Annotated in this window: 17 protein-coding genes; 6 read left to right on the top strand and 11 right to left on the bottom strand. The window is 34.1% G+C overall.

Annotated features, from left to right (window positions below):
• Positions 1-153 precede the first annotated feature (153 nt).
• Positions 154-1,650 carry a polysaccharide biosynthesis C-terminal domain-containing protein gene (locus HNS40_RS23725; protein WP_172281502.1) on the bottom strand — a complete coding sequence of 499 codons (1,497 nt, stop codon included), beginning with the start codon at positions 1,648-1,650 and terminating at the stop codon, positions 154-156.
• A gap of 97 nt (positions 1,651-1,747) precedes the next feature.
• On the opposite strand from HNS40_RS23725, the gene HNS40_RS13050 reads away from it, so the two are divergent.
• On the top strand, positions 1,748-2,746 hold the full coding sequence (locus HNS40_RS13050; protein WP_172281504.1) for an NAD(P)H-dependent glycerol-3-phosphate dehydrogenase: 999 nt from the start codon (positions 1,748-1,750) through the stop codon (positions 2,744-2,746).
• Between the two features lie 8 nt (positions 2,747-2,754).
• On the opposite strand, the gene HNS40_RS13055 is transcribed toward HNS40_RS13050, so the two are convergent.
• From HNS40_RS13055 to HNS40_RS13080, 6 genes are all read right to left on the bottom strand, one after another.
• The gene (locus HNS40_RS13055; protein WP_172281506.1) at positions 2,755-4,050 is read right to left on the bottom strand and encodes a glycosyltransferase family 4 protein; all 1,296 of its coding nucleotides are present in this window, start codon (positions 4,048-4,050) and stop codon (positions 2,755-2,757) included.
• A complete protein-coding gene (locus HNS40_RS13060; RefSeq protein WP_172281508.1) occupies positions 4,051-6,537 on the bottom strand; it encodes a YfhO family protein in 2,487 nt (828 codons plus the stop codon).
• Between the two features lie 4 nt (positions 6,538-6,541).
• Positions 6,542-6,811, bottom strand: coding sequence for a DUF4834 domain-containing protein (locus HNS40_RS13065; protein ID WP_172281510.1), 270 nt, complete (start codon positions 6,809-6,811; stop codon positions 6,542-6,544).
• Between the two features lie 99 nt (positions 6,812-6,910).
• On the bottom strand, positions 6,911-8,413 hold the full coding sequence (locus HNS40_RS13070) for a DNRLRE domain-containing protein (RefSeq protein ID WP_172281512.1): 1,503 nt from the start codon (positions 8,411-8,413) through the stop codon (positions 6,911-6,913).
• A 152-nt stretch (positions 8,414-8,565) separates the two neighbouring features.
• Positions 8,566-9,999: a [FeFe] hydrogenase H-cluster radical SAM maturase HydG gene (gene hydG / locus HNS40_RS13075; protein ID WP_172281514.1), complete on the bottom strand. Its 1,434-nt coding sequence runs from the start codon at positions 9,997-9,999 to the stop codon at positions 8,566-8,568.
• Between the two features lie 126 nt (positions 10,000-10,125).
• The gene (locus tag HNS40_RS13080; RefSeq protein WP_172281516.1) at positions 10,126-11,682 is read right to left on the bottom strand and encodes a response regulator; all 1,557 of its coding nucleotides are present in this window, start codon (positions 11,680-11,682) and stop codon (positions 10,126-10,128) included.
• Between the two features lie 232 nt (positions 11,683-11,914).
• Here HNS40_RS13080 and HNS40_RS13085 point away from each other — a divergent pair, with 232 nt between their 5' ends.
• From HNS40_RS13085 to HNS40_RS13105, 5 genes are read left to right on the top strand one after another with little or no spacing between them, the layout of a single operon-like run.
• Entirely contained in the window at positions 11,915-12,784 is an 870-nt protein-coding gene (locus HNS40_RS13085) for a DMT family transporter (RefSeq protein WP_172281518.1), read from the top strand.
• Positions 12,785-12,786: 2 nt separating this feature from the next.
• The gene (locus tag HNS40_RS13090) at positions 12,787-14,067 is read left to right on the top strand and encodes a S28 family serine protease (RefSeq protein WP_172281520.1); all 1,281 of its coding nucleotides are present in this window, start codon (positions 12,787-12,789) and stop codon (positions 14,065-14,067) included.
• The gene (locus tag HNS40_RS13095; RefSeq protein WP_172281522.1) at positions 14,060-14,470 is read left to right on the top strand and encodes a thioesterase family protein; all 411 of its coding nucleotides are present in this window, start codon (positions 14,060-14,062) and stop codon (positions 14,468-14,470) included. The genes HNS40_RS13090 and HNS40_RS13095 overlap by 8 nt, the downstream gene beginning before the upstream one ends.
• Positions 14,460-14,951, top strand: a complete 492-nt coding sequence (locus HNS40_RS13100) for an HAD family hydrolase (protein ID WP_172281524.1) — start codon at positions 14,460-14,462, stop codon at positions 14,949-14,951. Before HNS40_RS13095 ends, HNS40_RS13100 begins: the two co-directional genes overlap by 11 nt.
• A 3-nt stretch (positions 14,952-14,954) precedes the next feature.
• Complete coding sequence (locus HNS40_RS13105) at positions 14,955-15,788, top strand: hypothetical protein (RefSeq protein WP_172281526.1); 834 nt, start codon at positions 14,955-14,957, stop codon at positions 15,786-15,788.
• A 334-nt stretch (positions 15,789-16,122) separates the two neighbouring features.
• On the opposite strand, the gene HNS40_RS13110 is transcribed toward HNS40_RS13105, so the two are convergent.
• The 4 genes from HNS40_RS13110 to HNS40_RS13125 form a co-directional block, all read right to left on the bottom strand.
• Positions 16,123-17,103, bottom strand: a complete 981-nt coding sequence (locus tag HNS40_RS13110) for a chorismate synthase (protein WP_172281528.1) — start codon at positions 17,101-17,103, stop codon at positions 16,123-16,125.
• 176 nt (positions 17,104-17,279) lie between these two features.
• Positions 17,280-17,792 (bottom strand): hypothetical protein, encoded by a 513-nt coding sequence (locus tag HNS40_RS13115; RefSeq protein WP_172281530.1) that lies wholly within the window; start codon positions 17,790-17,792, stop codon positions 17,280-17,282.
• Between the two features lie 341 nt (positions 17,793-18,133).
• Positions 18,134-18,271 (bottom strand): hypothetical protein, encoded by a 138-nt coding sequence (locus HNS40_RS13120; RefSeq protein ID WP_172281532.1) that lies wholly within the window; start codon positions 18,269-18,271, stop codon positions 18,134-18,136.
• Between the two features lie 351 nt (positions 18,272-18,622).
• Positions 18,623-19,960 carry an RHS repeat domain-containing protein gene (locus tag HNS40_RS13125; RefSeq protein ID WP_172281534.1) on the bottom strand — a complete coding sequence of 446 codons (1,338 nt, stop codon included), beginning with the start codon at positions 19,958-19,960 and terminating at the stop codon, positions 18,623-18,625.
• Between the last annotated feature and the right edge of the window lie 323 nt (positions 19,961-20,283).

Here is a 20,283-nt window from a genome sequence, read left to right on the forward strand (position 1 = left end):
TTTATTTAATCCGAAAACTAATTTCAACTATCTGTAAAACAAGTATGTAAACACCAATATGTAAGGAACGTTGCTGTAATTGCGAGTGCAAAAGTACTGCTTTATTTCGCTTTTCCTAATGTTAATTTCGCATTGTTTGATATTTACGGTGATTTACTTAGGTTGTTTTACCTTGTTTTTGATGGTGCTATATATCTTGTTAAGCCATTGGTTGATGTCTGATGATACTTGAAACCAAATGATTGGAACAAGAAACAGTATAGAAGCAATCGTAGATCGTGAAATGATGTCAATGATGAAATTATTTTGTTTTGGTAGTAATAATTGTATTACATAAACAATAATAATGATGATAATTGGAATAATTGTCTTCCAGGTATAGGGACTATAGCCTAAATTCAACTTCACAAATACCACTTTTATTATCATATATATTGTCTTAGATAAAAATGTAGCTAAAGCAGCGCCTATTATTCCATATTGTGGAATAAGAATAAGATTGCTTATTACTACAAGAATAACAAAAATAAATATAAAATGTGATGAGTATCTATAGTATTTTGAATTGAAAAGTATGAGATTGACCACTCCAGTTGATAATTCAAGGACATTAGAAAGGCCAATAAAAAAAATGACATATAAACCAGGTCGGTAATTCTCACCTATTATAAAGAGAATATTTTCTTGATTTATCATTAATCCTAGGAAAACCCATGAGGCAATTGTAAGTAGCGTAATACTACTTTTCTTATAAATTGAATCTATATTTTCATTATCGTTAATTTTAAATGATTCCGCAATGACTATGCCGCTAATTCTTGTTAAAGGTCTTGCTGGTATTTTGATCAGTGTTCCAAAAAAGAAAGTAATAGTATATATACCTACATCGGAAAGGGTCATGTATTTTTGTATCATTAATACATCGATGTTTAATACTAAGATACCTGAGAAACTAGTTAACATTCCAAAAAGTGCAACGCTTCCTATTTGTTTCCTTAATACAGGGTTTAGAAATTTGAAATCAGGAATGAGTTTGAGCTCATTTTGCTTCCATAGGGTATAGAACATTATTAGTGGTGGTATTGCAAAAGCAAATATATAATATTGGACAAGGTTTGAGAATGGGAATATATTAAGTATATATAGGATCAGTGCAATTAGGATAAATATCTTTTGTATCACTTCTTTCAGAAATGCTCCTTTTAATGCATTGTATAAAGAGCGATAATAGGCATCGGTAATATTGTAGAGAAGAATAAAGAGGGATAATGGAATGATCCAAATAAAATATTTGCTTAGGAGAGGGGACGCCATAAAATCTTTAACCATGAATAGTTTTTCATAGAAATGAAAAAGGAACATAATAATAAACCACCCCACCATTGAAATAATTAGGAATAGGCCAAGAAAACCATGGTGATTGGTTTTGGGATTTCGAAAATAGGGGAACATTCGTACTGCAACAATAGAAAAGCCTAATCCTGCAAATTGCGCAACCAAGGTAGCATAAGATACAAGGACTCTTAACAAACCAATATCTTCTTCAAGTAAGAATTTTGGCATTAAGTATCCAGTGGTGATGAATCCTAAAATTACTCCTAGGTAAGAAAGGACTAGACCATATATGCTTTGTTTTTGAATTATTCCCACTTCTTATTTTTTGGCTAAAGTAAAAATAAATGTTTAAGCATTGATCACTGCATTTTCTATTAATTCTTTATATTTGCTGATTAACTAAAATTAAATAATGGAGAATAGGACAAAAGTCTGCATTATAGGAGGAGGAACCATGGGAACTTCTTTGGGTAATGCATTGGCAATGAAGCCAGAATTAGAAGTGACCATTATATCTATTGAAGAAGATGTTGTTGACTCTATTAATAAGGACCAACTAAATACCAAATACTTTCCTAATACTAAACTTACTTGGAGATTACGAGCCACTTTAGATGTTAAAGTATTATCCAATTTTGAATTTGTTTTTTTGGCCATACCTTCTTCGGTCATATTTGAGTTTATTGAACAACATAAAGGATTGTTTCATCCGGAAGTAGTATTAATTAATTTGGCAAAAGGTTTAAGTAAAGATGAACATTATACTATTGCAGAAAGCTTAATCTCAAGAACGGATTATAGAATTGCGACTTGGAAAGGACCTACATTCGCTCGAGAACTAATTAATAACATGCCAACTGCTTTTACGGTAGGGGCTGCAGATATTACTTTGTTTCCAATTTTCAGAGACTTAGTAAAAGGTACATGTATTCATTTGGATTATTCTACAGATATAAGAGGAGTAGAGTTGCTAAGTGTATTGAAGAATATCTATGCTATTGCTTTAGGTATTGTTGATGCTCAATATGATTCTCCAAATCTTCGTTTTTTGTTTCTGACAAAGGCTTTCAATGAAATGAGAGCTATTCTTTTAAAATTTGGTGGCAGAAAAAAAACAATATTTAAATATTGTGGATATGGTGATTTTGGTTTGACTGCTTTGAATGATTTAAGTAGAAACAGAACTTTAGGTCTTTTAATTGGTAAGGGTTTTTATAGTGAAAGCAATTCGAATCTGGTTTTAGAAGGGAAGATGGCTGTTGATGTATTTTGTAAAATGATTGCTGAAGGAAATTTTGAAGAGGAGTATCGTATTATTAAAGAATTAAGGATAGTTTTATCTGGGAAATACGATATAGCAAACTTTATTCACGAAATATTATCAGAGACGGAAGAGCTTCCTATAGATTAGAGAAATACTTATAAGCTTAAGATTATTTTAGATAAATTTTGACTTAGGTTCTGGCGGCTGTAGCTTTCTATATTTTGACTTTGGAAAGGAGTTTGATTTAAAAAGTATTCCTTATATAGAGAATCAATTTTATTCTTCATTCCATCGGAATCATCATAGCCAAATAGCTCACCAGCTTTTGTCTGCTTTAGAATATCATCAATATCCCCATTTTTTGGACCATGGGCTAGTATTGGCTTCATGGCTGCCAAATATTCAAAGAATTTACCTGTTAGTATTCCTTTGGAATCTTTAGTGTTGGGGATGAGTAATAGTAAGATATCAGCAGATTGCATATGTTGGATAGCTGCGTCATGGGTTACTTGTCCTACTATATTTACATCTTTGCTCCAACTTCTATTTCTTAATGCTTCTAATATGGGTGGTGAAACTTTGCCTACGAGTTTTAATTCTAAAGGAATTCCGTTTTGTAGACTCCTCTCAAAAGCATCGAAAAAAGGAGTAGGCTCATATATTTCTGCCATAGTTCCCACATATGCGATAGTCAGTGTCTCGTTTTTTTTATAAAGGCTCATTTTGAAGTCACTTTCATCATAACCATTTGGGATAATATGGATTTTATCTAATGTGATCTTCTCCGATTTATGGGCGAAAATATTTTTCAAACCTGAGCTAACCGTGACAATTTTGTCACATTCAGTTAGTACTTTTTTCTCAAGATTGGCATCCATTTTCTTAACAAATGGAATATGCAATAAATCTTTATAATAATAAATATCAGTCCACGGATCTCTCATATCGCAAATCCACTTGAGGTCGTATTTCTTTTTCAGTTTCAAACCAATTAGATGAGTAGAGTGGGGAGGCCCCGTGGTAATGATTATGTCAATATTTTCTTCTTTGATTAAAAGTTCTGCTTTATTTAAAGCGTATCTATTCCATCCTTTACGAGGATCGGGAATAAAGAAGTTTCCTCTAATAAAGCGAGAGATGGTTTGCATGGTTGTCTTTTTGTTCACATTGGCAAAACCAGCATAAGGTACATTTTTCTTTCCTGCAAAGAAGGAAAAGATATTCAATGGCTCAAAAGAATTGGTTTTAATGATTCTCTGATTTTCTTTGATTTCTAGGTTAAGAGATTCGTCTATTTGAGCGTATGAAGCCTGTTTCTCATCAACTGTGATAATGATGGGTTCAATATTAAAGTCATGAAGGTATTTGGTGAATTTCAACCAACGCTGAACACCTGCGCCTCCTGCAGGTGGCCAATAATATGTGAATATCAACACCTTCTTTTTGGGCATTTATTCTTCTTTTTTGGTTTTACAATATTTAATCTCTTTTCCAATGATGGCAAGGAAAGCAAGAATAAGAAGAATAGAGCCCACTAATGCTATTTTCTCTCCAGTATAATAACTTTCTGGAAGAAATTTAAATTCAACTTTATGTTTCCCGGCTGGAATTATCAAGGCTCTTAAGGTGTAGTTAGCCCTGAAATGAGGTGACAATTCACCGTCGATATATGCATTCCAACCTTTATCATAATATATTTCACTAAAAATAGTTAATTGCTCAGTTGTTGAATTAGATTCGTAGACGAGATGGTTTGGCTTGTAGTTTAATAATTTAATGGTATTACCAGCAAAAGAAGACGATTTGTAATCACCGATTTTAGATTGGTATCTCTTATCAATGATGGCTGTGGTTTTGGTATTGATGCTAGCTAATTTGTCAATTTCTTCATTGGCATTATCAGCCCATTCAATATGTTCTACAAACCATGCATTACCATTGGCGTAAGGATTTGGGATAGGTTGCGCTTGGGGATTGTAGATGATATACTTGGTATTAAGCATATTTAATGTGGGTACATTTTGTAGGGCTTTATTTACTTCGGTAAAACCTCCTGCACTTTGTAATGTGGAAATAATATCATTGACTTCTTTTTGCAATCGTAAATCGATTAAATCTTGGTATCTACCCAGTTTAGCGGAATGATATCCTCCAATTGATTTGTGAAAATAACTTGTCGCTCCATCGTTGAATGGGTTTCCTAAATTCAAGACACGATAATCTAGACTCTTGTCGGCTAGTATTGCTTTGTCAGCTGTGGAAGCAACATAAGGAGTGTCTATTTTTCTTGATCTTTCAAAATGGCTATCATTGATATATCTTCTATTTATGGTAAACATATCGGCCAGCAAGAGTACAGCGAAAATGGCTAAGAAAATGGTTTTATTTATTTTCTCCAAAGAATAAACATAAAGGGCAGAAGCTATTAAAAGAATGAAAATAAAACTTCGCATTACATCAGCTTTGAAAATACTAATCCTTGCCATTTCAATATTTGCAACTAATTCTGCAGCTCTTGGATTGTCGCCAAATGCATCGATTTCCATTTGACTTAAGAAACTGAAAAATACAGTTGGAAGAATATAGAATATTAATAATAATCCTCCTGTTGCTCCAAATGCTATAAAGAATTGCTTCTGCTTTTCTTGAATAATTCTTGGCTTTAATATGATTTCCTTCACTGCCAAGATTGCCAAAATAGGAATGGTGAGTTCTGCGAGTATTAAGATCATGCTTACAGCTCTGAATTTATTATATAGAGGAAAATAGTCGAGGAAGAAACTGGTTAAAGGCATGAAATTCTTTCCCCAAGCTAAGGTCAGGCTGAATATTGTTCCTGTCAGTAAAGCCCATTTCATCCATCCCTTTACATAAAATAATCCCAATACAAATAGAAAGATAATAATAGCTCCGGCATAAGTTGGCCCAGACATGATGGGTTGATCGCCCCAGTATGAGGAGATTCTGTTTTGGGAAACCACTTGTCTCATTTGTGGCTCCATAAGCTCCATAGCTTTTTTATTTGCTGCTAATGCGCCAGAACCACCACCTTTAACATTTGGGATTAATAAACTCCAGCTTTCCCCAATACCATAACTCCATTGTGTGGCATAATCTTTATCTAATCCACTCGTTTGAATATTTCCATCTTTTACCAATTCTGATTTTCCTCGCATAGATTGGGCAGAATATTCTGAAGTGACCAGAAGGTTAGTGATATTTGGCATAACAGCCAAAATGGCTGCAATAATTAATACTGCAGTAGCTTTGAAAAATTGAGGAAGCTCGTTTCTTTTAATATGGTCTATAAGTATAAATACTCCAACGATTATAAGGAAAAGTAAGAGATAGTATGTAATCTGGAGATGATTTACAGAAATTTCAAGAGCAGCAAATAGTGCAGTTAATATTCCTCCGAGTAAGTACTTCCCGCGATAGGTCAAAATAATGGAGCCTAGAAGTGGCGCCATATAAGCTAATGCCAGTGCTTTGGTATTGTGGCCGGCTTGAATAATAATGATGAAATAGGAGGAGAAAGCAAAGGCAAAGGAACCAATTAAGGCCAGCCATGGATCAACTCGAAGTATAAGTAGAAGGATAAAGAAACCTATAAAGTAAAGAAATAGGAAATTGACAGGACGGGGAAGTCCTAGTTGCAATATTTGATGAATATGCTTTATCCAATTGTTAGGATATTTAGTAGAAATCTGATAAGCAGGCATTCCTCCAAACATGGAATTAGTCCAAAGTGCTTCTTCACCAGTTTCAGCTCTATGATCTTTTATTTCTTTCGAAACTCCTTTATAAACTTTTATATCATGCTGACTCAATTGCTTCCCCTCTAATATAGGGTTCATAAATATGAAGCTAATGATAACAAAAGATATAATAGCTACTAAATATGGTAATGCTTTCTTGAATAGGTTTTGATTATTCATAGATTTATGGCTTATTGGTTTCTTCTTTTACTTCTTCAAAATCTACATAATCTCCCAATTCTTCTTTGGCTGGATTATTTGTTGTTTCTTGTTTTTGACTTGAAGTATTGGAATTAAAATCTTGCTGATTGAAATTGTTATTGGCTTGATTCATATTCTGTTCCATGTTTTTTTGCACTTTTCTGAAGAAGTATTTCATAATATATGGAGCCAAGAACCTCACTATATAAGGAGTGATAAATATAATGAGTAAAATAATAAATAAGGTATTCATGTTTAAATAATTTTTTGCGAATTTACTGAATACCCACTAATCCCCAAAATTGGAGAGCTAATTATTGTTAAATGATGTAAAACAATCGATAAATTGTATTTATTGAATGATAACTTTCTGGTGTGAAATATATCCATAACTAATAAAACTGAATAGGTAAACTCCTTGAGGATATTTAGTCATGTCATATTCTATTATTTCATCTGCATTGGTGAATTCATCAATCAAACTCCCATTCATATTATAGATTTTGATATCAAAGTTGATCTCAGTCTTAGAATCAATTTGTAATTTATTAGTAGCAGGGTTTGGGTAAATAATAAAACTATCTTTAAAGTCAATATTGCTAGTGTTATTGACTTGAGGGTCATTTGTTTCTTCATAAAGCTCACAAAACACTTTTAATTGAGGCCTAAGTTCAGGATTGCTATGATCAGATGAGCAAAAATTCATCATTCGGTAGTATTCTTCTGTTTCTAATTTTAATAAAAAACCAAAACTCTTTTTTGGCATTGCCACCATGTCCTCAACTAATTCAGTAACATCAATATTTGGATAGTTTTGAGTGGGAAAATCGGAGTAGGGTATGGTGACTTTGTTCTTGTCTGTATATTCAGGATGGGTATTCCAAGTGACTTTATTTTCTTCCCAAGGCGAAATTACTCGATGAAGAATGCAAGCATTTGATCCAGATAAAGTAGAATGCTGACCAAATTCTTTATTTACATGATCCCAGGCATAGAGTGATAAGATGGCTTTTTTAATTTTTGCATTTGAAGGTAATTTTTTCAAATCAAAGTCAATAAGGTTTCTTACTACTCCAGGTGTTCCTCCAAAAGTCCATGCATTGGCTGCAATTTGAGGATTGTCCCCATAGTTGTTATTAATCTCACTAATTAATCCATGAAGAATGGCGTCTTTTCCTTCTCTTGACCCAGGTTGAAAAACAAAGCAGGTATCTGAGGTTGGGTTGGTTTCTTTGTATTGAATGATTAATTGAGGATGTTTTTTACTATTTTCGTGGTCACTGGAACAAAAACTCATCATTCTATAATAGCTTTCTTCTTTTAGTTTGATAAGGAAACCATAGTTGTTATAGTTTATTTGCTTTTTTACCATATTTGTGACATCAATTCTAAGGTAATCTTGATTTGGATAAGTAGAAGCTGGAATATAAACTTTTCCAATGTCAGCAATAGAAGGTTGGGTATTCCAAGTTACTTCTTGCTCATTCCAGTCTGATGTAACTTGATAGAGGAAACATTCATTGGATCCACTAATAGTGGAATGTGGTCCAAAACCATTTTCTGCAGCCCAAGCATATAAAGATAGGTGAGCACTAATGATGATGGCATCCTCAGGGATTTCAGAATAATCAAACCGAATGATACTTCGAACAATACCAGAAGTTCCTTGATAGGTCCAAGTATTAATATTAAAACTGGGTGTGTTTCCCCAGTTTTTATTCATTTCACTTTCAAGTCCATGAATTATGGCATCTTGACCAACTCGAGCATTGGGTTGTAGAATTAGTGTTGTTTGTGCAGAAACAATAAGAGGTAATAACCAAACGATGATTAATGAGAATATAGCATTTTTCATATCGGTATGATTTTCATACAAATATATAATATTTTGCAAGTTATTGCAATTTAATTTATCAGTAAAAGGACAATGGGCCCTTTTTGAATGGTTGATTCATAAAAAAAGCCTAGAAAAATCTAGGCTATTGCATGATGTATTTTTCTCACGAACTAAAAATACAGGTCGCGTTCACCTTTTTTAATTCTTTCAATTCTATCTTTTATTTCATCTACTTTTTGGAATTCTTTCAATTCCTCTAACTGTTTCTCAATAACTTTCCAACCTTTTATAGCAGTAGATTCTTTTCCATAATCTTCAATATATTCAGCTAAAGTGAGTATCGCATTGGCAGAACAATATCTTTTAATGAATCCTGGAACTGAAAATTCCATAAAATGTTCACCAGTTCTTCCTAACCTATAACACGCAGTACAGAAGCTAGGTAAGAAGCTATCGTCTAACAATTCGTCAATAACTTCTGCTAAACTTCTGTCATCGTTAATTTTGAACTGTTCTTTGTTTAAGTCTTGGGCTTGGTTTTGAGTTTCATCCTGTGAGTAGTTGCCCAATTCAATTTTTGTTCCTCCATCAATTTGAGAAACACCATAGTGTAAAACTTCTTTTCTGATTTTTTCGTTCTCCCGAGCGGTCAAAATCATTCCAGTATAAGGAACAGCTAAACGTAGGATGGCCACCAAACGAGTAAATTCTTCGTCACTAACGATATATTTGTCATCCTTGTTTATCATGGATGCATCTTGTAGACGTGGGAAACTAATAGTATGGGGGCCCACATTATAACAAGCTTCTAGGTGATTGGTATGGCGAACCATAGATAATACTTCGAATTTCCAATCGTGAAGTCCAAATAAAGCGCCAATTCCAACATCATCAATTCCTGCTTCCATAGCTCTATCGAGAGAAGTTAGCCTATTGGCATAGTGTTTTTTATGACCGCCTAAATGGTATTTTTTATATGCTTCGGGGTGATATGTTTCTTGGAAAACCTGATAAGTTCCGATACCGGAGTCTTTGACAGTTTTGAAACCTTCAATATCAAGAGGAGCTGCATTTATATTAACTCGTCTGATCTCTCCATTACCTTTTTTTACTCCATAAACTAAATCTACTGTATGGGCAATGTATTCTGGCGTGTAATGAGGATGCTCCCCATAAACCAAAATCAATCGTTTTTGTCCATTATCCTCTAAAGCTTCTACTTCTTTGATGATTTCTTCGTCGGTAAGTGTTTTTCTAATAGCGTCTTTATTGCTTGCTTTAAAACCACAATATTCGCAATTGTTTACGCATTTATTACCAATATAAAGTGGTGCAAAAAGAACGATTCTATTACCATAGACATTCTTTTTTAGCGTTCGAGCACCTTGTTTGATTTCTTCAATCAAAACCGGATCGTCTGCATTTACCAAAATTGCTGTCTCTGCCATATTTAGCCTTTGTTTGCTCAATGACTTGGCAATGACTCTTCTGACTTCTTCAGCTGTGCTTTTTGTAGTTGATAGTAACCCTTCAATTTCATCAACATCAATAAAAGGCTGCATGGAAACATCCTCTAATTTATATTTTTCTGGCTTGAACTTCATGTTATAATGATGCTTGTTAAATAAATAACAAAATTACACTAAACTTTGGTTGTGGCACATTATTTAACGGAGTTTTGTCACATTCAATGGTAATTTATTCTTTATAAAAATAATATAGGTATTCAATTACCTGAATATGAGATGCAGTATGTTTTCTAGGTCGGCAACTTTAAAGGGTTTGCTAATGTATTCATTCATTCCGGCCTCTATAAATCGTTCTCTATCACCTTTCATGGCAGCTGCTGTCATCGCCACTATTGGAATGGGATTGGAGATTGAGTCCTCTTTTTCGTGCTTTCTGATCATGGCGGTTGTTTCTATGCCATCCAATTCTGGCATATGAACGTCCATTAGTATCAAATCGTAATGTTTTTCTAAGTATTTTTGATAGGCTTCGATTCCATTTATGGCCAAATCGGTTTGATGACCAAACTTTGTCAAAGTCATTTTCGCTACTTTCCGATTGATTTCATTATCATCCACCACAAGAATGATTTTGCGCTCTAGTTTGCTTTTATATTGAGGCTTCTTGATAGCTTTCTTTTTAGGAGCTTCAGAGGATGGTGTATTCAGAATCAGGTTGAAGGAAAAAGTAGAGCCCATATTGGTTTGACTTTTTACTTGTATTTTTCCACCCATCATTTTTACTAAGTTTTTAGAGATGGCTAATCCTAAACCTGTTCCACCATATTTCCGAGTTGAAGAAGCATCGGTCTGAGAAAATGACTTGAATAGTTTTTTCTGATTATCAATGGATATTCCAATGCCGGTATCTATGACTTCAAAAAGAATACAATGCTTCCCATCATTACAGTTTTCTTCTTTTATCTCTAAAGTTATTCCTCCTTCTTGAGTGAATTTTATGGCATTATTTACCAAATTAATGATGATTTGTTTGATCCTTAAAATATCTCCATTCATCATATTAGGGATATTGTCATCAATTTTTAATTCAAGTTTCAAGCTTTTTTCTTTGGCTCGAATTTCAAGAGGTTTAAGAACAGATTCAATTTCCTCTCTTAAATTAAAATTGATAAATTCTAATTCTACTTGTCCAGCTTCTATCTTTGAAAAATCTAGGATGTCATTTATAATTTCCAATAAATTATCAGAGGAAGTTTTGATAATATCTAATAAATCATTTTGTTTTTTTGTAATTTGAGTGTCTTTAAGAAATTCCACCACGGTGATGATTCCATTCATAGGTGTTCTAATTTCGTGGCTCATGTTGGCCAGAAATTCACCTTTGGTTTTATTGGCGACTTCGGCATATTCCTTGGCAATGGCTAATTCCTTATTGTTTTCAATCAATTGTAGATGATTCTTCACTCGAGAAAGTAATTCCATTTTTCCGAAGGGCTTTTTTATAAAATCAACTGCGCCTGCGTCGAAAGCTTGGGCTAATACTTCTTCAGAATGATCAGCAGTAAGGAAGATTACTGGGGTTTCACTATTGGTTTTGTCTTTTTTTATTTCTGTACAGACTTCTAAACCATTCATTCCAGGCATTACATAGTCCAATAAAATAATATCAAATTTTTGGCTACGAATTTTTGTTAATGCTGATTTACCATCTTTGGCGGTAGCTACTTTATAGGTTTGGGTTTTTCTTAATATTCCTTTGAGTAGATCCAAATTGGCATCAGAATCATCAACAATTAATATTTTGCTAATTGAGTTCATGTTTTTTCTTGTAGTTCAAATATAATCAATTTTATTTAAGATTGCTAATCTTTGATGTTTTTGAATTATCGTATGTATTTAATTTGATTCTACTCTTAAGTATTTGGCTGGTTTTTCTCTTTTGAAGCCTATTATCTAATAGCTATTTTAATCTGAAGAGTTATATGAATCAATGATTTTAACTTAAGAGCACATGAGATTAAATGATATATTCGTAGCCTAAAAAAACTGTATGAAATCATTTAAATATAGCTTGGTTTTAATCCTTGTTTCTGCCATTTGGGGATTCTCTTTTGTTGCACAAAGGTCGGGGATGGATTATGTAGGCCCCTATACTTTTAATGGAGTGAGGTTTCTTTTGGGAAGTTTGTCATTGCTTCCGCTTTATTTTCTACAAAAAGATAGGAAACGATTAAAAATAGAAGAGTTTAAGAAAATTAGCCTAGCAGGATTGATATTAGGCGTGGCGTTATTTATAGCTGCTAGCCTTCAGCAAATAGGTATGCAATTTACAAGTGCTGCAAATGGTGGTTTTATTACGAGTTTATATGTGGTTTTAGTACCCATATTCTATTTGTTTCTGAAGAGAAAAGTTGGTTTGCATATTTGGTTCGGTGCTATTTTAGCAGTTGTTGGTTTGTATTTTCTAAGTGTAAAAGAAGGACTTTCTATTAATTGGGGTGATAGTTTGGTTTTAATAAGTGCGGTATTCTGGGCTATTCATGTGATGATGATTGGTTATTTTGCACCAAAGTATGCTATTCTCTTACTTTCCATTATTCAATTTACCATTACGGCTATTTTAAGCTTAAGTGTAGCTTTTGTAATGGAAGATGTCATTTGGACACAAATTCTAAGTGGATACATCCCTATTATATATGGTGGTATTTTTGCAGTAGGAATAGCCTATACATTACAGGTTTTTGCACAAAAGAAAGTGGCTTCGGAACAAGCGGCAATTATTCTTAGCTTTGAGTCGGCATTTGCCATGCTCGGGGGATGGCTTTTGTTGAATGAACAACACGGATGGAGATCCTTAATGGGAGCAGGGTTAATGATGATTGGAATTGTAATTTCGCAGATAAATTGGAAAAAATCATAAATATGAAGACAAGATTATTAGGTTTAGTTTTATTGTTTTTAGCAAGTGGCCATTTTGTTGTGGCTCAGAACAAATCAAAAGTGGAGCTCTTTTTAGCTTCTATTGATGGTGTTGATTATGAAAAAACCTCAGCTGATTCTATTTCCCCTGAAACTTACACCTTATATATAGATCAATATATCGATCATCAAGATGCAAAAGCGGGTCAGTTTACACAAAAATTATATTTGACTCATTTAAACGATAGCCTACCTACAGTAATGGTGACCGAAGGCTATGGAGCTGGAGGAAATTTTTATTCGGAGCCAGCAAGGATAATTGGTGCCAATCAAATCATTGTTGAGCATCGTTATTTTGGTGAAAGTGCACCTGATTCTATGAATTGGGCACAACTAAATACCGCTAATGCAGCAGCCGATCATCACCATGTTTATAATACTTTTTCAAAGTTTTATAAAAACCATTGGATAAGTACTGGGATTTCTAAAGGAGGACAAACCAGTATTTTTTATAAATACTATTACCCAGAGGATATGCATATTAGTATGCCTTATGTGGCTCCTTTAAATTTAGAGCAGGAAGATGTGCGCATCAATTGGTTTTTGCGTCATGTGGCCACACCAGAAGAGGATGCCATTATATTGAATTATCAAAGGTTGATGTTACAGAATTTCGATAAAATATTTCCAAAATTTAAAGCAGGGGCCGATAAGAATGAGCAAAAGTTTGCTATAAACGATACGGCAGCTTATGAGTTTATGGTTTTAGAGTTTCCTTTTTCTTATTTTCAATGGGGAAGTCTTGAATTAGAAGATATACCAAAAAAATATAGTAGACCCAAAAAAATGATGAAACCCATGTTCGATTTGGGTTTAGTGAGTTTTTATTTTGAATCTACTTTAGATGAACTCATGCCATTTATGGTTCAGGCTTATCGTGAATTGGGTTATTACGATTATGATTTGGACTCTTTACAACCTTATCTACGAAAAGTGGAAAACTCTAGTAATATTGCTTTTGTTCCCGAAGAATTAAGGTTTGAATATGATGCGGAAATTATGAATGAAGTATACGATTTTATCCATAATGAAGGTAATAGGATGATTTATGTCTATGGTGAATTAGACCCATGGAGCAGTACTTCGGTAAATCCAGATTCAAGAGTAGATGCCATTAAACTGGTTTTATCTGGTGGATCCCATTCAACACGTATCCGTCATTTTACTGAAGAGCAGCAAAAGATGATCAAAGAACAACTCGAAAAATGGTTGCAAAATGACTGATTTTATAATGAAATATATGGTGTCCATTTCAGATATTAATTATGGTGGTCATATGGGGAATGATAAGTCTTTGGCATTGTTTCACGAAGCTAGAATCGGCTACTTAAAAAGCTTAGGATATTCGGAGATGAATATTGGTGAGGGATTGGGGATTATTATGAAAGATGCGCATGTGGATTATTTAGCTGAAGTTTTTCATGGCGATGAGCTGATGGTGAAAGTTAGTTTGGGTGAGCAAAAAGGGCCTTTATTCCATTTGAACTATGAAGTAAATAGAGTTTCTGATGCGAAAATGGTATTCACTGGACGAACAGGGATTTTAGCTTTTGATTACGAAAAAAGAAAAGTAGTGAGGACTCCACAGGTGTTTTTCCATAAAATAAAAGAACATTATGGCTATTAAAGCGCTTGTTTTTGATTGGGGAGACACCATTATGCGTGATCTTCCTTTTGAAGGAGCCATGAAAGATTGGCCATTGGTATCTTTGGTTTCTGGAGCTGAAGAAATTTTGAAGCAATTGCAGAAGAAGTATACAATTGTGATGGCCAGTAATGCTGATGATTCTAGTTCACAAGATATTGTTGAGGCCTTAAAAAGGGTAGGAGTGTCCCAATATTTTCATCGTGTTTTTTCCTCAAGCGATATTGGTTACGAAAAACCGCATCATAAATTCTTTCAATATATCCAACAAGAATTAAAATTGGAGGAGTCTGAATTGGTAATGATTGGCAATAGTTGTGAAAAAGATATTGAAGGAGCAAAATCGGTGTCTTGGAAAACTATTTGGTTCAAAGAGAATAATAAAAGTAAACAAGAATGTGAGCAAGCCGATGCCACAGTATATCATATGAGTGCCCTATTAGAAATTATAGAAAACATATAAACCATGAGTGAATTTAAAGAATTTTACCAAACATTTTTAGATAAATTAGAAGAAGCCAGAAAAGCGCAAGATTCTGTTACCTTTCAAAAGCTAATGCATGTAGTTGAGCCCAACTGGCAGCAAGAAGATCAAGAAATATTTGCCGATTATTGTCAGACCAAGGCTGGCTTATATGCGCTTTTTGGAGAGAACCTAGATATGGATGATTGGATGAGCAAGGCACTTCAGTTTTCGAATAGCGAAATGCATACACATATTTACTTCAAATGGCTGTCATTGTATTTCCATCAGTTAAGGGCTTTAACTAAAGAATCTAAGATAAAAGGAAACTTTAGTTCTATTTTCAATGTTTCGGAGCAAGCCATTAAATTAGAAAAGGATTATTATACTAAGCTAGCATTTGAATCCATGAGAATCCTCAGTTTGGCTGCACTTGGAAAACACGATGAGGTAAAACAAGAGATTCAGTCTTTAAATTTAAAAGATGTTCCAAGTAAATTGGTGAATGACTCCACTAAACTTCAGTATTTCTATGCTAATATTTATAAGCTATTGGTGGCCACATTAGAAATTAGGGATGCTAAACTTTTGGAGAAAATTCTAAAAATGATCACTATTGATGATGCTTTAATGGCTTCGAGTGCTCCGCTGTTTAGAAAGTTCAATACTGTTGTAATGGATTTAGCAGATATGAGACCAGAAATGGCTGCCGATTTCAATTATTTTTATCAAATGCGAAAGCAATGGTCGGGATTCTTGCCTAACTTTAGTCTATTTACTATGATGATTGAAGAGGAGAATGTGAAGGGGTTAGATTTCTTTTTCGATTCTTTGTAGGAGGTAGTTAATAGATAACAGTTAACCGATAATGGTGAATAGGTGACAGTTAACAGTGCATGAGTTGTAAATTGCTTTTGGTAAGTTGAAGTTCATTGAGCCTGCAGAAATAACCAGTATTAAAGCTTCAGTTACCATTTAACGACTAGTAGATATCAGTTACTAATTTTGAGGTTCAGAAGTTTAGAGGTTTAGAGTACTGTATAGCTAAATCATAAATATGTATAGCAAAATCGAAGTTTACAACCAACTTTAGTCATTCTATGAACTTTGTATTCTAGGCGCTTCAACTACTTTATACTTTAGTCACTTCAAGTACTTTATGAACTCTTAATTATTTTCTAGCTTTATGGCGAAGATGTAAATCGGCTAATGCAATAGCGCTTACTGCCTCTACTATCACTGGCATTCTTAGGGCGATACAGGCATCGTGTCTACCTTTTACATTGAGGTTTTGTACTTTGTTTTCTTTGAGGTTGAAAGTTTGTTGACCTTTGGTGATGCTACTTGTGGGTTTCACGGCTACTCGTATCACCATTTCATTACCATTGGTGATTCCTCCGTTGATTCCTCCTGCATGATTGGTTTCGGTGGTGCCCTCTTTGTCGATAATCATATCGTTATTTTCGCTACCCGTCATTCTGGCTGCCTGAAAACCACTTCCTATTTCCATTCCTTTAACAGCTGGTATAGCGAATAGTGCATGACCCAAAACGGCTTCGGCTTTATCAAAGAAAGGCTCTCCAATTCCTATGTCTAGATTTTGGATTCTACATTCAATGATACCCCCAACAGAGTCATGGTTTGCAATAGCTTTATTTAAAGCTGCATCTATGTCTGCTTGTCCACCCACTTCAATTACCTGTGCATCAAAATTAACTCCTGCTAATACCTTTTTAGCAATAACACCAGCAGCTACCAAACCGGTAGTCACTCTTCCCGAAAAATGACCTCCTCCTCTATAGTCATTAAAGCCTCTATACTTTTTAAATGCGGTAAAGTCGGCATGGCCTGGGCGCGGACTATTTCTGATATTCTGGTAATCGCCAGAGCGAGTGTTTTTGTTTTCGAAGATGATGGTGATGGGGCTTCCTGTGGTTTTGCCTTCAAAAATTCCAGATAATATTTGAGGTTGATCGGCTTCAACACGAGGAGTGGTTCCTTTTTTTCCAGCTTTTCTTCTTTCAATATCTTTTACAAAATCTTCTTCAGTAATTGAAATTCCACTTGGGCATCCATCTATAATAATGCCTACAGCAGGTCCGTGAGATTCTCCAAATATGGAAATACGATATAGGGTTCCAAAACTATTCATAGTAATAGGTAGTGATTTAAGTTTGCGCAAACCTAAAAAATAATACTACAAGTAGATTCTTAAATTCCTCATAAAACAGCTTAATTTATATTTGGTACAGGGAATTAATTTTGTTTTTAAAATGATTCTAGATAGGCTTTTGGTTTAATGTTTTTTTGAATTTGTTTAATTAAAAATTAAGCTTTCTTTCTCCCACGTAAATACAATACCAATCCAATTAAAGCCAGTATAATAGAAAAACCAGGTAAGGCATCCGCTTCTGAACTAAGGTTTTCATAAATCTCAATGTCTATATAATCACCTCTTTTTATTTGAACTTGAATTTCTATGGTTTCGTCCACGGTAGGACTGTGACTATAGGAGGTGCCATCGTGAGTAACTCTCTTTCCTCCAATTTCTCTTTCTGTGATAGAAACTAATTCTTCATCGAATAAAACCAATTTTTGTCTGTCAAGAATTTTAATATCAGCCTCAAAATGTGGTGGTTCATAGGTGCCAGTCATTTCTTCATCTACTCCCCAAAACTTAATTTCGTAGGTTTGGTTGGCCAAAACAGCTACATCCATTTTTTCAATATTACTGGAGGATGCTCTTTTTGAAAATATTTCTTTTTCATTTTTTTGGTTGGCAGAATAGAAAAAGCCAATGATTCCAATTACCAATAATGCAATGCCTATGTATTTTTTCATTTTCAAGATTTTAGAGTAATAAAAATACATAAGAACCGGGATAAAAAGTTATAGGATTTTTATTAGATGAACTCTTTTCTAGATTTATAGCTTTTGAACTGATATTTGCTCTAAAAATGTAAATTGTTATTAAATAGGTTAGCCAGAAACAATAATATGTTTCTAGCTATTATCGAAGTGATTAGTATTAAACAATCAACTATAGATTAGAATTGGTAATTGCTGAAATTGAAAACTAAATCATCTTCGACTAATGTGCTGGTATATGTTGTAACATCTTTTTAGATTGGTTTTTTTTGCATATGTTTTTTAACAAACCAATACATCCTATTTTTTTATATTTATTTACGTACTTTTAATTCTACATCACGTATTCTTTCAGCATGTTCATTTATCCGTTGTTCTTGATTTGCTAAAAGTTTACTTAGGAGTTTTAACTCACCTTTTTGTGTTTCTATTTTAATTGATAAATCTTTCATTACCTCAATTAATGTATCCAGTTTCTTTAGTTTTATATTTTTATTCTACTTCTATATATTTAATAAATTGAGATGCAAATATGGAGCAGAATATGTCTGAAATCAAGTTTCTTGATTAGCTTAAGGATTATGATTTTAAAGATTGGACTAATTCTCATGAGAATAAAATCAAGCAATAGCGTTTTTATCAGTTGCTATTGCTGAAATTCCTTTAGGCTGATTGAGAGAAATAAGCTTATACTTATATACTTTGATTAATCGACTTAGTTATAATATTTATTTGCTCTGGAGCCAGTTCCATATGTTTTATTAATAATAGGCATTCTTCAATAGTTTGTTCTTTTGCAGAACCTAAGGCTGCAATTTGCCAACGTATTTATAGCGTTTTAAAGAAACTTCTGTTTCTGTTCTGCCAGAACGATAAGAAGTAGTTCCAAAAGGATGATACTCCTCATAAGAGATAATAGCCGCAGTATCATCAAGTTCAAGAGCTGCAGAGCCTAAATGATTATCATATTGGTAGCGGATGCTAGGTGCTGAGTTCTGGATACTGGTTGCATTCTCCATCGTTTTAGTTTCTATGGAAACTATCTTTTTCTGGTCATCAGAAACATGCAAAGTTTCTCTTTCAAAATCTAAGGTACCTGCTACCGATTTACGATAAACTTCGAAACCTCCTAAATAGACTCGTTCTTCTACGATTCCACCAGTTTTCTCAATTACCTTTCTTACTCTTTCGCCTCCGACATCGTAGACATAGTATGCAGTTCCACCACCTCCTAGGTCTACTTCTTTAAGCTCGTCTTTGTAATCCCAGAGCATGGAAGCAAGATGTGGCATAGAAAGCATATTACCATGTGCATCGTAGGTATATTCGGTTACATTTTCTGTATGTACTAATAGTCGATTCGTATTATTGGCAAAATCATAATAATAATCACGAGTCCAGTTTCCATTGGATTTCATTTCCATCATATTGCCCAACTCATCATACTCGTATTGCTGTGTAAAGTTTTGCATGGCATTACTAGCAGTGTTGGGTAAAGCAATATTATCTACAAAATCTGTGTTTGAGGGCATTTGCAAACTTGTTAGCTCTCTTCCTGTAGCCGTTTTTAACCTATATAGTGCATCGTAAGTATATGCTCCTGTTGGTGCAATAACAGAATTATTATAATAATGCGTTTGCTGGGCATTATCTGTAATTTGAGTGATATTACCCACAGGGTCGTAGGTATAATTAATATCTTGTAAGATATCTATTCCAGTATTACGAGTTGTTAATAACCTATTTAACCTGAATGTCTCCTTGTCGTACTCATACTTGGTTTTACTGCCATTGCCATAATAAATCTCGGTTCTTTGGCCTTTTTCGTTATAATTGATATTGGTTACCGCAAGAACACTAGTTGTGCCTTTTACTTGGGCATGTACTGTCTCCAATAAACCTGCTTTATTATAAGTATAGGATTCCACAGTAGCATCTGGCTTAGTTATTTGCATAGGACGGTTCCCCGACGAACCTCGTTGTCGGGATTTGATTCGACTAAGCACTCCATTCTGTAGTGCAGTCTCACATAACATAGCGTCGTAAACAAAAGCCTGATTATAGGAGTGGTTCGCATCGAGAGATGGAGAATTGTCCCAGTCTATGGTATTTTTATAATTGGTTAGCATCTGCGTGGTCAAAGATAAATTTTTATTCAACACTTTTTTGGAAAAAGTGTTCAAAAACATCCGCTGAATATTATTGCCTACTCCAATGATATTTCTTCGGAAAACGGAGAACTCCTTCTTTTAGCTTCCTCCTGCGTCGGAATCTAACGTTCGTCAGACATGCTCCGTTTTTTATCCTGCTAAATATCATTTCCGCTTAACGGCAATACTATTAGGCGGAGTAGACTTTCTTTGAAAGTCTTTAAAAATGCGACCTGATACTTTACTGCTTTTCTTAGGGAAAGATGCGGCGTGAGTTTTATTTGTTACCTTCTCAACTTCTAAATTTACTCGTT

The organism is Lentimicrobium sp. S6, from assembly GCF_013166635.1.
Lineage (GTDB): Bacteria > Bacteroidota > Bacteroidia > Bacteroidales > UBA12170 > UBA12170.